We start from the raw sequence: 12,506 nt of genomic DNA, 5'->3' as shown, positions 1-12,506 counted from the left end.
GCTTGAAAGTGGGGCAAGGGTAGCAAAGCCCGATAGTCAGTGCAGGTCATCCTCACACATAGAGAATTACCCTACAGATTCAGTCGCCGTTTAACCGTTCGGCCCCGCCGATGCAAATCGCCATGATCAGTTTCAGCTCCTTTTGCACGGTGCTCAATGACACGCCAAGCTTCTCGGCGATCTCCAGATAGCTGTGCCCGTGCAGACGACTGAGGATGAAAATCTGCTGCTGACGGGCGCTGAGTTCATTGAGGCTCACGTTCAAGCGCTCGAGCAATTGTTCGGCATGGGCGGCGTCCTCGGCACTGCTGGCGGGGGCGGCGATGCTTTCCACCACGTCCAGAGGCACGTCGTCGAGCATCGTGCGGGACTGGATGCGCCGCGCACGCAAATGGTCCAGCGCCAGGTTGCGGGCGGTCTGGAAAACGAAGGGCTCAAGGTGATCGATGGCCCGCTCACTGAGCGCCCGGGTCACTCGCAGGTAGGTCTCCTGCAGGAGGTCTTCGGCGGTGCTGTGATTGTTGACCATCCGCTCCAACGTGCGCAGCAGAGAGACTCGCTGGGCGATGAAGACGTGATTGAAGCGAGATTGACTCACGGGAGGACCTGATCCATTTCGAGCGAATGATAATGCTTATCATCCGCTTGAGTGGTCAAGTATTGATTTGTGAAGCTGATTTTCGAAGGGCTAGGCGCGGCCCAGCAGATAGGTCGCGTAATCGGGGATCCGATGTTCGTGCGCCTGGTCCATCATCGGGCTGCTGAGCAGGTAGTCGGCGCTGCATTCATTGCAGGCCACCGGAATGTTCCAGACGGCCGCGACGCGCAATAACGCCTTGATGTCCGGGTCGTGCGGCTGTGGTTCGAACGGGTCCCAGAAGAACACCAGCATATCGACCCGCTGCTCGGCGATGCGCGCACCGAGTTGCTGGTCGCCGCCCAACGGGCCGCTGATCATACTCTCCACAGGCAAATCCAGGCGTTGTTGCAACAACAACCCGGTGGTGCCGGTGGCGACCAGTTCATGCTGTGCGAGCCTGCCTTTCTGCCGCTCGGCCCAGTCCAGCAAAAACACCTTGCAGTGGTCATGGGCGACCAAGGCAATACGCTTGCGCGCTGCCAGGGTCTTTTGCGTAAAGCTGATACCGATCATCGGTGCTGCTCCAGACGTTTATCCGCCGTCGGCGCTGAAGATCAAAAGATCGCAGCCTTCGGCAGCTCCTACAAAGGCATGGTGCGACGCAAAACCTGTAGGAGCTGCCGAAGGCTGCGATCTTTTGATCGTTGAACCTTCGGGCCGCCTACGGTGGTCATCGGTTTATTCAGCGTTGCACAGCGCCAGGCAGTTATCGAGCATGCGGTTGGAGAAGCCCCATTCGTTGTCGTACCAGGCCAGCACCTTGAGCAGCTTGCCGCTGGACTTGGTGTGGTTGGCGTCAAAGATCGACGACAGCGGGTTGTGGTTGAAGTCGCTGGAGACCAGCGGCAGGGTGTTGTAACCGAGAATCTTCGAGTGCTGGCTGGCTTCTTTCAGCAGTGCGTTCACTTCATCGGCCGATGCTTCGCGTTTGAGTTGCACGGTCAGGTCCACCAGCGACACGTTGATCACCGGCACGCGCACCGACATACCGGTCAGTTTGCCCGCCAGTTCCGGCAGCACCAGACCGACTGCTTCAGCCGCACCGGTTTTGCTCGGGATCATGTTCTGCGTGGCCGAACGCGCACGATACGGATCGACATGATAGACGTCGGTCAGGTGCTGATCGTTGGTGTAGGCGTGAATAGTGGTCATCAGACCGCTTTCGATTCCCAGCTCGCGGTGCAACACCTGAGCCACCGGGGCCAGGCAGTTGGTGGTGCACGAAGCATTGGAAATGATCTGGTGCGATTGGCGCAGAATGTCGTGGTTAACGCCATACACCACCGTGGCGTCGGCGCCTTTGGCCGGAGCCGAGATGATCACTTTGCGTGCGCCGGCCGTAATATGCGCGGCGGCTTTGTCGCGGTCGGTGAACAAACCGGTGCATTCGAATACGACGTCGATCTTCTCGGCGGCCCACGGCAGTTCGGCCGGGTTGCGAATGGCGCTGACAGAAATACGGTCGCCGTTGACGGTCAGGCTTTCCCGATCGTGCTGGACATCGGCATCGAACGTGCCGTGAACAGTGTCGTACTTGAGCAGATGAGCGTTCATCGCGCTGTCGCCCAGGTCATTGATGGCAACGATCTGCAGATCCTGGCGATAACCTTGGGTATACAGTGCGCGCAGGACGTTACGGCCAATTCGGCCAAAACCATTGATTGCGATTCGAAGAGTCATTTAACAGGGCCGCCGTCGTTTTGTTGTTGGAATTACAAGATTATTCGCATAAAAATAGAAAACAAGCCTTTTTAATGGCAATATTTTGTTCAATCTACAACGAGTGACCTGAATCAACTGGTCCGACCGATCAAGAAAACCGTCTGTCATCCCATCGACAACGGCTCTTGATCAGCATAGACAATCAGGTCGCCACATCCGTTAGCCTGGAGTTCTAAACATGCATCCCCGCGTCCTTGAGGTCACCGAACGGCTTATCGCCCGCAGCCGCGCCACGCGTGAGGCTTACCTTGCACTGATTCGTGGTGCTGCCAGCGACGGTCCCATGCGCGGCAAGCTGCAATGCGCCAACTTCGCCCACGGCGTGGCCGGTTGCGGCACCGACGACAAGAACAGTCTGCGGATGATGAACTCCGCCAACATTGCGATTGTTTCGTCCTATAACGACATGCTCTCGGCGCACCAGCCGTACGAAGTCTTTCCTGAACAGATCAAAAAAGCCCTGCGTGAAATCGGCTCCGTCGGCCAGTTCGCCGGCGGCACCCCCGCCATGTGCGATGGCGTGACCCAGGGCGAACCGGGCATGGAACTGAGCCTGCCGAGCCGCGAAGTGATTGCGCTGTCCACCGCCGTGGCGCTGTCCCACAACATGTTCGACGGCGCGCTGATGCTCGGCATCTGCGACAAAATCGTGCCGGGCCTGATGATGGGCGCACTGCGTTTCGGTCATCTGCCGACGATCTTCGTGCCGGGCGGGCCGATGGTTTCGGGCATTTCCAACAAGCAGAAAGCCGACGTGCGCCAGCGCTATGCCGAAGGCAAGGCCAGCCGCGAAGAGCTGCTGGAATCGGAGATGAAGTCCTACCACAGCCCGGGTACCTGCACCTTTTACGGCACAGCCAACACCAACCAGTTGCTGATGGAAGTCATGGGCCTGCACTTGCCGGGCGCCTCTTTCGTCAACCCGAACACCCCGTTGCGCGATGCCCTGACCCGCGAAGCGGCGCATCAAGTCACGCGTCTGACCAAGCAGAGCGGCGACTTCATGCCGATCGGCGAAATCGTCGACGAACGTTCGCTGGTCAACTCGATTGTCGCGTTGCACGCCACCGGCGGCTCGACCAACCACACCCTGCACATGCCGGCGATCGCCATGGCGGCGGGCATTCAGTTGACCTGGCAGGACATGGCCGACCTCTCCGAGGTGGTGCCGACCCTGAGCCACGTCTACCCGAACGGCAAAGCCGACATCAACCACTTCCAGGCTGCGGGCGGCATGTCGTTCCTGATCCGCGAACTGCTGGAAGCCGGCTTGCTGCACGAAAACGTCAACACGGTGCTGGGCCACGGTCTGAGTCGCTACACCATGGAACCATTCCTCGAAAACGGCGAATTGGTCTGGCGCGAAGGCCCGATCGAAAGCCTCGACGAAACCATCCTGCGTCCGGTGGCGCGTGCGTTCTCACCAGAGGGCGGCTTGCGGGTGATGGAAGGCAACCTCGGCCGCGGAGTCATGAAAGTGTCCGCCGTTGCTTTGGAAAACCAGATCGTCGAAGCACCGGCCATGGTGTTCCAGGATCAGCAGGATTTGGCCGATGCATTCAAGGCCGGTTTGCTGGAGAAAGACTTTGTCGCCGTGATGCGCTTCCAGGGGCCGCGTTCCAACGGCATGCCGGAGCTGCACAAGATGACGCCGTTCCTCGGCGTGCTGCAGGATCGTGGCTTCAAAGTCGCGCTGGTGACCGACGGGCGCATGTCCGGTGCGTCGGGGAAAATCCCGGCGGCGATTCACGTCAGCCCCGAAGCGTATGTGGGCGGCGCTTTGGCGCGGGTGCAAGAGGGCGATATCATCCGCGTCGATGGCGTCAAAGGCACTTTGGAGCTTAAGGTGGACGCCGACGAATTCGCAGCGCGCGAACCTGCCAAGGGCCTGTTGGGCAATAACATCGGCAGCGGTCGCGAACTGTTTGGTTTCATGCGCATGGCCTTCAGCTCGGCGGAGCAGGGCGCCAGCGCCTTTACTTCTGCCCTGGAGACGCTTAATTGAAACTGGCTTTGGTCGGTGACATCGGTGGGACCAACGCACGTTTCGCGTTGTGGAAAAACCAGCAGCTGGAATCGATCCAGGTGTTGGCGACGGCCGCTCACGCCAGCCCGGAAGAGGCCATTGCCCTCTACCTGAGCGGGCTTGGCCTGGAGTCGGGTTCGATCGGTTCGGTGTGCCTGTCGGTCGCCGGTCCCGTCAGCGGCGATGAATTCAAGTTCACCAACAATCACTGGCGACTCAGCCGCAAGGGGTTCTGCAAGACGTTGCAGGTGGATCAACTGTTGCTGGTCAATGACTTCTCGGCGATGGCGCTCGGCATGACCCGTTTGCAGCCGGACGAGTATCGGGTGGTCTGCGAAGGCACGGCGGAACCGTTGCGGCCGGCGGTGGTGATTGGTCCGGGGACTGGCCTCGGTGTCGGCACGTTGCTCGATCTCGGTGAGGGGCGGTTTGCCGCGTTGCCAGGAGAGGGTGGTCACGTCGATTTGCCGCTGAGCAGTCCGCGGGAAACTCAACTGTGGCAGCACATCTTCAATGAGATCGGCCATGTCAGCGCTGAAACGGCATTGAGCGGCAGCGGCTTGCCGCGGGTCTATCGGGCCATTTGTGCAGTGGACGGTCATGAACCGGTGCTGGATTCCCCCGAGTCGATTACCGCAGCCGGTCTGGCCGGCGATCCGATTGCCCTGGAAGTGCTTGAGCAGTTCTGCTGCTGGCTGGGTCGTGTGGCCGGCAACAATGTGCTGACCACGGGCGGACGGGGTGGCGTGTACATCGTGGGCGGGGTGATTCCGCGGTTCGCCGATTTCTTCATCGAAAGCGGCTTTGCCCGGTGCTTTGCCGACAAGGGCTGCATGAGCGATTACTTCAAAGGCATCCCGGTGTGGCTGGTGACGGCGCCGTATTCCGGCCTTGTTGGCGCGGGTGTGGCGCTCGACCAGGCCTAAGACCGAGTCGCCTTCATCGCGAGCAAGCTCGCTCCCACAGGATTACTTACATTTTCAGAATGTGTATTTATCCCTTGTGGGAGCGAGCTTGCTCGCGATGAGGCCAGAACAGGCAACAAATATCCAAGGTCCATCAGGCATAATCCGCCCAATTCAAACAACAAGGACGCCGCCCCGTGAGCTCAGTCAACAAGTCGATTTTGTTGGTCGATGACGATCAAGAGATACGCGAGTTGCTGGACACCTACCTGACCCGCGCCGGTTTCCAGGTTCGTACCACGCCCGACGGTGCGGGGTTTCGTCAGGCGATGAACGAGGCACCGAGCGATCTGGTGATCCTCGATGTGATGCTCCCGGACGAAGACGGCTTCAGCCTCTGCCGCTGGATCCGTCAGCACCCGCGTCAGGCTCAGGTGCCAATCATCATGCTCACGGCCAGCTCCGACGAGGCCGACCGTGTCATCGGTCTGGAATTGGGCGCCGACGATTACCTCGGCAAGCCCTTCAGCCCACGCGAATTACAGGCGCGCATCAAAGCCTTGTTGCGTCGCGCGCAGTTCGGTCAGGAACGTTCCGGCAGTGAAGTGCTGGCCTTCGATGACTGGCGGCTGGACATGGTCAGCCATCGCCTGTTCCACATCGACGGCGAAGAAGTGATTCTCTCCGGCGCCGATTTCGCGCTGCTGAAACTGTTCCTCGATCACCCCCAGGAAATCCTCGACCGCGACACCATCGGCAACGCCACCCGTGGCCGCGATTTGATGCCGCTGGATCGCATCGTCGACATGGCCGTCAGCCGTTTGCGCCAGCGCTTGCGCGACACCGAAAAGCCGCCGCGGCTGATCCGTACCGTGCGCGGCAGCGGCTATCAACTGGCCGCCAATGTGGTTGCCAGCAATGGCCACTGAGTTTTTCCGCAAGCTCGCCGCACGGATTCCCGTGCCGCGCTCGCTGCTCGGGCGGATGTTGCTGCTGACGCTGTTGGCGGTGTTGTTCGCCCAGACGCTGTCGAGCGTGATCTGGGTCTCGCAACTGCGCGCCACCCAACTAGAAGGCCTGGTCACCAGCGCCCGAAGCCTCGCTCATTCGATGACGGCCAGCGTCAGTTACTTCCGCTCTCTGCCGGTAGCGTTTCGGCCATTGGTACTCGACCAGTTGCGCAGCATGGGCGGCACCCGTTTTGTGGTGACGCTCAACGACAAACCCTTGGGCATGGAAGTGCTGCCGATCACCCCGCGCAAGGAAGCCGTGCTCAAGGCGGTGGACGAAGTGCTGCGCCAGTCCCTGGGCCAGGACATTGATATCTCGGTGACATTCGTCAGCCCCGAAGACCTGCGGATCTTCAACGGCGGCCTGAAACTCGATGAATTGCCGCGCTCCTGGGCGCATTACGCGCTGACCCTGGAACCGGTAAACCCACCGGTATTGGTCACGCAAATCCAGATGGCACCGGGCGAGTGGCTGTACATCGCCTCCCTGTTGCCCGAGCCCTACACCAGTCTTGAAGAGCAAGGCCTGCCGGCGCAGCAAGTCTGGTTCATCGTGCTCACCAGCGGCTTCTTGCTGTTGTTCATTGGCCTGCTGGTGCACTGGCAGAGCCGGCCGCTCAAGCGTTTGGCGCGGGCAGCACGGGACATGTCCCTCGGCGCGGAAGTCGAACCCGTGGCCGAGAGAGGCGGCAGTGAAGTGGTCGAGGTCGGCCGCGCCTTCAATGCGATGCGCGAACGCATCAGCCGTTACCTGACCGAGCGCAGCCAGTTGTTCAGCGCGATTTCCCATGACTTGCGCACGCCGATTACCCGCTTGCGGTTACGCGTTGAATTGCTCGAAGACGAAACGCTGCAAGCCAAGTTCGGCCGTGATCTGGATGAGCTGGAGCTGCTGGTCAAAGGCGCGTTGCAATGCGTGAAAGACACTGACATCCACGAAAACATCGAACCGGTGGACCTTAACCACGTGCTTGATTGTCTGGTGGAGCCGTACCTGGCGCCCAACGGCAATGGTCGCGTCACCCAGCAAGGGCGTGCGCTGGCGGCGTATCCGGGGAAGCCGCTGGCGCTCAAGCGTTGCATCGGCAACCTGATCGACAATGCCTTGAAGTATGGGCAGAAAGCGCATTTGCACATTGATGACGACCAGAGTGCGTTCATCCTGCATGTGGACGATGAAGGGCCAGGCGTGCCGGAACAGCGGATGGAGCAGGTGTTCGAGCCGCACTTTCGCCTGGCCGGGCAGCAGCAGGGTTATGGGTTGGGGTTGGGTATTGCGCGAAATATTGCGCATAGCCATGGGGGTGAGGTCAGCCTGCAGAATTTGCGTGAGGGCGGGTTGCGGGTGACGTTGCAGTTGCCTCGCAGTGTTGATTAGCCACACAGCGTTATCGTTCATCGCGAGCAAGCTCGCTCCCACATTGGATCTGTGTAAAACGCATAACCCCTGTGGGAGCGAGCTTGCTCGCGATGGCGTCATATCCTTCAACACATTCCTCAAGAAAAATGTCACAAGCTGGTGACATAACTCGCCCCCTTCGTTACAAGCCCGCCACCGCCCGTTGTTTAGACTGCCCCCAGTCATAACAACAAAAAAGGCACCCCATGGACACCTTCCAACCCGCTTTCAGCAGTTGGCTGAACGCACCCGCCCATCAGCAATGGCTCGCCGTCGAAGGCCTGCGCCTGTTGGCGTTTGCCAAGGCTTCGAAGCTCGCCGAAGGCTTCGGCAATCTTGATGAAAAGGGCTGCCTCCCGGCCAACGCCCACGCCGAAACCATGAACACTGCGCGAATGACCCACAGCTTCGCCATGGCTCACATCCAGGGCTTGCCGGGTTTCGCCGAGCTGGTGGATCACGGCATCAAAGCCCTCAGCGGCCCATTGCGTGACGCCGAACACGGCGGCTGGTTCGCTGCCCCCGAACATCGCGACGGCAACACCGACAAAGCCGCTTACCTGCACGCCTTCGTCGCGCTAGCCGCCAGTTCTGCGGTTGTCGCTCAGCGTCCCGGCGCGCAGGCCTTGCTCGACGATGCCATCGACATCATCGACGCGCATTTCTGGAGCGAGGAGGAGGGCGCGATGCGCGAATCCTTCAACCGCGACTGGAATGAAGAGGAAAGCTATCGCGGCGCCAACAGCAACATGCACGCCACCGAAGCCTTTCTCGCGTTGGCCGATGTCACTGAAGAGAACCGTTGGCTGTGCCGCGCCCAGCGCATCGTCGAGCGCGTCATCCACGGTTACGCCGCAGCCAACGATTACCTGGTGGTCGAGCATTTCGACCGCGACTGGCAACCCTTGCACGAATACAACCACGACAACCCGGCCGATGGTTTTCGCCCCTACGGCACCACGCCGGGTCACGGTTTCGAATGGGCCCGGTTGATGCTGCATCTCGAAGCGGCGCGGGTTAAGGCCGGGATGCTGACGCCGGGCTGGCTCGCCAGCGACGCGCAAAAACTCTTCGACCACAACTGCCGTCACGGCTGGGATGTCGACGGGGCGCCGGGGATTGTTTACACCCTCGACTGGGACAATCGCGCCGTGGTTCGCCATCGCCTGCACTGGACCCATTGCGAAGCCAGCGCCGCCGCCAGTGCGCTGCTTAAACGCACAGGCGATGCGCAATACGAAAGCTGGTACCGACTATTTTGGGAATTCTGCGACAGCCATTTCATCGACCGCGAAAGCGGCAGCTGGCATCACGAACTCGATCCGCAGAATCACCCGAGCGCTGATATCTGGGCTGGTAAACCTGATCTTTATCACGCCTGGCAAGCCGTATTGATCCCGCGATTGCCTCTGGCGCCGAGCATGGCGACTGCCCTGGCACAGTTATCCCAGAGCGCTCCTGTGTAACCATGTGGTGACATTCGGACGTCCCTTCGTTACCTGCGAAGGGGTCACTCCTGTTTAAAATCCTATGTAGCGCAAGCACCAGACTTGCATGCATAACAACAAGAAAGGTACTACTAGATGAATGCGATTTCTCGCCTCGCTACTGTCATTTCTCTCGCCTCACTGCTTCCCCTGTCTGCATTCCCGCTGAGTGCACTTGCTGCCGATTCCAAAGGTTCGGTGGAAGTCGTTCACTGGTGGACCTCTGGTGGTGAAAAGGCCGCGGTCGATGTTCTGAAGGCCCAAGTCGAAAAAGACGGCTTTACCTGGAAGGACGGCGCAGTCGCCGGTGGCGGCGGTTCCACTGCCATGACCGTACTCAAAAGCCGCGCCGTCGCCGGTAACCCGCCGGGCGTTGCCCAGATCAAAGGTCCGGACATCCAGGAGTGGGGCAGCACTGGCCTGCTCAGCACCGATACCCTGAAAGACGTTGCCAAGTCCGAAGGCTGGGATGGCCTGCTGTCGAAGAAAGTCTCCGACACCGTCAAATACGAAGGTGACTACGTCGCCGTGCCGGTGAACATTCACCGCGTCAACTGGCTGTGGATCAACCCGGAAGTCTTCAAGAAAGCCGGGATCGAAAAAGCCCCTACTACCCTCGAAGAATTCTATGCCGCTGGCGACAAGCTGAAAGCCGCCGGCTTCATCGCGCTTGCCCACGGTGGCCAGCCTTGGCAGGACAGCACCGTGTTTGAAGACGTGGTGCTCTCGGTCATGGGCGCTGACGGTTACAAGAAAGCCCTGGTAGACCTGGATCAGAAAACCCTCTCGGGTGCCGAGATGACCAAGTCGTTCACCGAGCTGAAAAAAATCACGGGCTACATGGACCCGAACCGCGCCGGTCGTGACTGGAACATCGCGGCGGCCGACGTCATCAACGGCAAGGCCGGTATGCAGATGATGGGCGACTGGGCCAAGAGCGAATGGACCGCTGCCAAGAAAGTAGCGGGCAAGGACTACCAGTGCGTGCCATTCCCGGGCACCGAAAAAGCCTTCACTTACAACATCGACTCGATGGCTGTGTTCAAGCTCAAAGCCGATCGCAAAGGCGACATCGCCGCTCAGCAAGACCTGGCCAAGGTCGCGTTGGGTAAAGACTTCCAGAAAGTCTTCAGCATCAACAAAGGTTCGATCCCGGTGCGTACCGACATGCTTAACGACATGAGCGGCCTGGGCTTCGATTCCTGCGCTCAGGCAGCTGCCAAGGATTTCCTTGCAGACGAGAAGACTGGCGGCCTGCAACCGAGCATGGCGCACAACATGGCCACTTCCCTGGCCGTGCAGGGCGCGATCTTCGATGTGGTGACCAACTTCATGAACGACAAGAACGCTGACCCGGCCAAGGCCAGCGCCCAACTGGCATCGGCCGTCAAAGCCGCCCAGTAATTCCTGCGGCATTTACCTGAGTGAGTTCCCCCTGTGGGAGCGAGCTTGCTCGCGATAGCTGGCTGACATTCAAAAGAGATGTCGACTGTTACACCGCTATCGCGAGCAAGCTCGCTCCCACAAGGGATCACCCTCTGATCCTCACCTCTTCACCTGGATTATCCCGATGAGCTCTGTGGCGGTTTTCAGCAAAGCCTCACCGTTCGACGCACTGCAGCGCTGGCTCCCCAAGCTGGTTTTGGCGCCAAGCATGCTGATCGTCCTGGTTGGTTTTTACGGTTACATCATCTGGACATTCGTTCTGTCCTTCACCAATTCCAGCTTCATGCCGAGCTACAAATGGGTCGGCCTGCAGCAATACATCCGTCTGATGGACAACGATCGCTGGTGGGTCGCGAGCAAAAACCTCGCGGTCTTCGGCGGCATGTTCATCGGCATCAGCCTGGTGCTGGGGGTGTTCCTGGCGGTGCTGCTGGATCAGCGCATTCGCAAGGAAGGTTTCATCCGCACCGTTTACCTGTACCCGATGGCGCTCTCGATGATCGTCACCGGTACCGCGTGGAAATGGTTGCTCAACCCAGGCCTGGGCCTGGACAAAATGCTGCGTGACTGGGGCTGGGAAGGCTTTCGTCTCGACTGGCTGGTGGATCAGGATCGCGTGGTGTATTGCCTGGTGATCGCCGCTGTGTGGCAAGCCTCCGGGTTTGTGATGGCGATGTTCCTGGCCGGCCTTCGTGGTGTCGATCAATCGATCATCCGTGCCGCGCAAGTCGACGGTGCGAGCCTGCCGACCATCTACCTGAAGATCGTGTTGCCGAGCCTGCGCCCGGTGTTCTTCAGCGCCTTCATGATCCTCGCGCACATCGCGATCAAGAGCTTCGACCTGGTGGCGGCAATGACCGCTGGCGGCCCGGGCTACTCGTCCGACTTGCCCGCGATGTTCATGTATTCCTTCACCTTCAGCCGTGGCCAGATGGGCATTGGTTCGGCCAGCGCCATGATGATGCTCGGCGCGATCCTGGCAATTCTGGTGCCGTATCTGTACTCCGAATTGCGAGGCAAACGCCATGAGTAATCAACTCGGAAAACCGGCGATCAGCTTCAGCCGCATCGCAATCTACGCCACGCTGTTGCTGGCCGCCGCGATCTACCTGATCCCGCTGGTGGTGATGCTGCTGACCAGTTTCAAATCCCCGGAAGACATCCGCACCGGCAACCTGTTGAGCTGGCCGCAAGTGATTGACGGCATTGGCTGGATCAAGGCCTGGGACGTGGTGGGCGGCTACTTCTGGAACTCGGTGAAAATCACCGTGCCGGCGGTTCTGATCTCTACCTTCATCGGTGCCATGAACGGTTACGTACTGTCGATGTGGCGCTTCCCGGGTTCGCAACTGTTCTTCGGTCTGCTGCTGTTCGGCTGCTTCCTGCCGTTCCAGACTGTGCTGTTGCCGGCCTCGTTCACCCTCGGCAAGTTCGGCCTGGCCAACACCACCACCGGTCTGGTGCTGGTGCACGTGGTCTACGGCCTGGCGTTCACCACGCTGTTCTTCCGCAACTACTACGTGAGTATTCCGGATGCGCTGGTCAAGGCTGCACGGCTTGATGGCGCGGGCTTCTTCACGATTTTCTGGAAGATCCTGCTGCCGATGTCGATCCCGATCGTGATGGTCTGCCTGATCTGGCAGTTCACCCAGATCTGGAATGACTTCCTGTTCGGCGTGGTCTTCGCCAGTGGTGATGCCCAGCCAATTACCGTGGCCCTGAACAACCTGGTCAACACCAGCACCGGGGCCAAGGAATACAACGTTGATATGGCCGCCGCGATGATCGCCGGGCTGCCGACACTGCTGGTCTACATATTCGCTGGCAAGTATTTCCTGCGTGGGCTGACGTCCGGCGCGGTCAAGGGGTAG

At 59.8% G+C, this 12,506-nt stretch carries 11 protein-coding genes; 8 read left to right on the top strand and 3 right to left on the bottom strand.

Features of this window, described 5'->3' with window-relative positions; translation table 11 throughout:
* Nucleotides 1-79 precede the first annotated feature (79 nt).
* The 3 genes from WLY71_RS18255 to gap all read right to left on the bottom strand — a co-directional run bounded on the left by WLY71_RS18255 (nucleotide 80) and on the right by gap (nucleotide 2,320).
* Entirely contained in the window at nucleotides 80-598 is a 519-nt protein-coding gene (locus tag WLY71_RS18255) for an RNA polymerase sigma factor (RefSeq protein ID WP_347804648.1), read from the bottom strand.
* A gap of 90 nt (nucleotides 599-688) precedes the next feature.
* Nucleotides 689-1,153 carry a methylglyoxal synthase gene (locus WLY71_RS18250; protein ID WP_347804647.1) on the bottom strand — a complete coding sequence of 155 codons (465 nt, stop codon included), beginning with the start codon at nucleotides 1,151-1,153 and terminating at the stop codon, nucleotides 689-691.
* Nucleotides 1,154-1,318: 165 nt separating this feature from the next.
* A complete protein-coding gene (gene gap / locus WLY71_RS18245; RefSeq protein ID WP_129437806.1) occupies nucleotides 1,319-2,320 on the bottom strand; it encodes a type I glyceraldehyde-3-phosphate dehydrogenase in 1,002 nt (333 codons plus the stop codon).
* Nucleotides 2,321-2,540: 220 nt separating this feature from the next.
* Between gap and edd the strand changes: the two genes are divergently transcribed.
* The 8 genes from edd (at nucleotide 2,541) to WLY71_RS18205 (ending at nucleotide 12,506) form a co-directional block, all read left to right on the top strand.
* Nucleotides 2,541-4,367, top strand: coding sequence for a phosphogluconate dehydratase (gene edd, locus WLY71_RS18240; RefSeq protein ID WP_347804646.1), 1,827 nt, complete (start codon nucleotides 2,541-2,543; stop codon nucleotides 4,365-4,367).
* Entirely contained in the window at nucleotides 4,364-5,314 is a 951-nt protein-coding gene (locus tag WLY71_RS18235; RefSeq protein ID WP_347804645.1) for a glucokinase, read from the top strand. Before edd ends, WLY71_RS18235 begins: the two co-directional genes overlap by 4 nt.
* 176 nt (nucleotides 5,315-5,490) lie before the next feature.
* Nucleotides 5,491-6,222 (top strand): response regulator, encoded by a 732-nt coding sequence (locus tag WLY71_RS18230; protein WP_008155851.1) that lies wholly within the window; start codon nucleotides 5,491-5,493, stop codon nucleotides 6,220-6,222.
* Entirely contained in the window at nucleotides 6,212-7,681 is a 1,470-nt protein-coding gene (locus WLY71_RS18225; RefSeq protein ID WP_347804644.1) for an ATP-binding protein, read from the top strand. Before WLY71_RS18230 ends, WLY71_RS18225 begins: the two co-directional genes overlap by 11 nt.
* A gap of 227 nt (nucleotides 7,682-7,908) precedes the next feature.
* The gene (locus WLY71_RS18220) at nucleotides 7,909-9,168 is read left to right on the top strand and encodes a D-mannose isomerase (protein ID WP_347804643.1); all 1,260 of its coding nucleotides are present in this window, start codon (nucleotides 7,909-7,911) and stop codon (nucleotides 9,166-9,168) included.
* A gap of 117 nt (nucleotides 9,169-9,285) precedes the next feature.
* Nucleotides 9,286-10,593 carry an ABC transporter substrate-binding protein gene (locus tag WLY71_RS18215; protein ID WP_347804642.1) on the top strand — a complete coding sequence of 436 codons (1,308 nt, stop codon included), beginning with the start codon at nucleotides 9,286-9,288 and terminating at the stop codon, nucleotides 10,591-10,593.
* 166 nt (nucleotides 10,594-10,759) lie between these two features.
* Nucleotides 10,760-11,668 (top strand): carbohydrate ABC transporter permease, encoded by a 909-nt coding sequence (locus tag WLY71_RS18210; RefSeq protein ID WP_007902369.1) that lies wholly within the window; start codon nucleotides 10,760-10,762, stop codon nucleotides 11,666-11,668.
* Nucleotides 11,661-12,506, top strand: coding sequence for a carbohydrate ABC transporter permease (locus WLY71_RS18205; protein ID WP_347804641.1), 846 nt, complete (start codon nucleotides 11,661-11,663; stop codon nucleotides 12,504-12,506). The genes WLY71_RS18210 and WLY71_RS18205 overlap by 8 nt, the downstream gene beginning before the upstream one ends.

The sequence above is a fragment of the Pseudomonas rossensis genome, from assembly GCF_039888995.1.
Lineage (GTDB): Bacteria > Pseudomonadota > Gammaproteobacteria > Pseudomonadales > Pseudomonadaceae > Aquipseudomonas > Aquipseudomonas rossensis.
Note: the sequence above shows the minus strand (reverse complement) of the source record. Positions and strands in the feature narration are given on the sequence as shown.

Coding starts and splice junctions, on each gene's coding strand:
- WLY71_RS18250 (WP_347804647.1), bottom strand. CDS start 1,153: ATGATCGGTATCAGCTTTACGCAAAAGACCCTGGCAGCGCGCAAGCGT.
- gap (WP_129437806.1), bottom strand. CDS start 2,320: ATGACTCTTCGAATCGCAATCAATGGTTTTGGCCGAATTGGCCGTAAC.
- edd (WP_347804646.1), top strand. CDS start 2,541: ATGCATCCCCGCGTCCTTGAGGTCACCGAACGGCTTATCGCCCGCAGC.
- WLY71_RS18225 (WP_347804644.1), top strand. CDS start 6,212: ATGGCCACTGAGTTTTTCCGCAAGCTCGCCGCACGGATTCCCGTGCCG.
- WLY71_RS18220 (WP_347804643.1), top strand. CDS start 7,909: ATGGACACCTTCCAACCCGCTTTCAGCAGTTGGCTGAACGCACCCGCC.
- WLY71_RS18215 (WP_347804642.1), top strand. CDS start 9,286: ATGAATGCGATTTCTCGCCTCGCTACTGTCATTTCTCTCGCCTCACTG.
- WLY71_RS18210 (WP_007902369.1), top strand. CDS start 10,760: ATGAGCTCTGTGGCGGTTTTCAGCAAAGCCTCACCGTTCGACGCACTG.
- WLY71_RS18205 (WP_347804641.1), top strand. CDS start 11,661: ATGAGTAATCAACTCGGAAAACCGGCGATCAGCTTCAGCCGCATCGCA.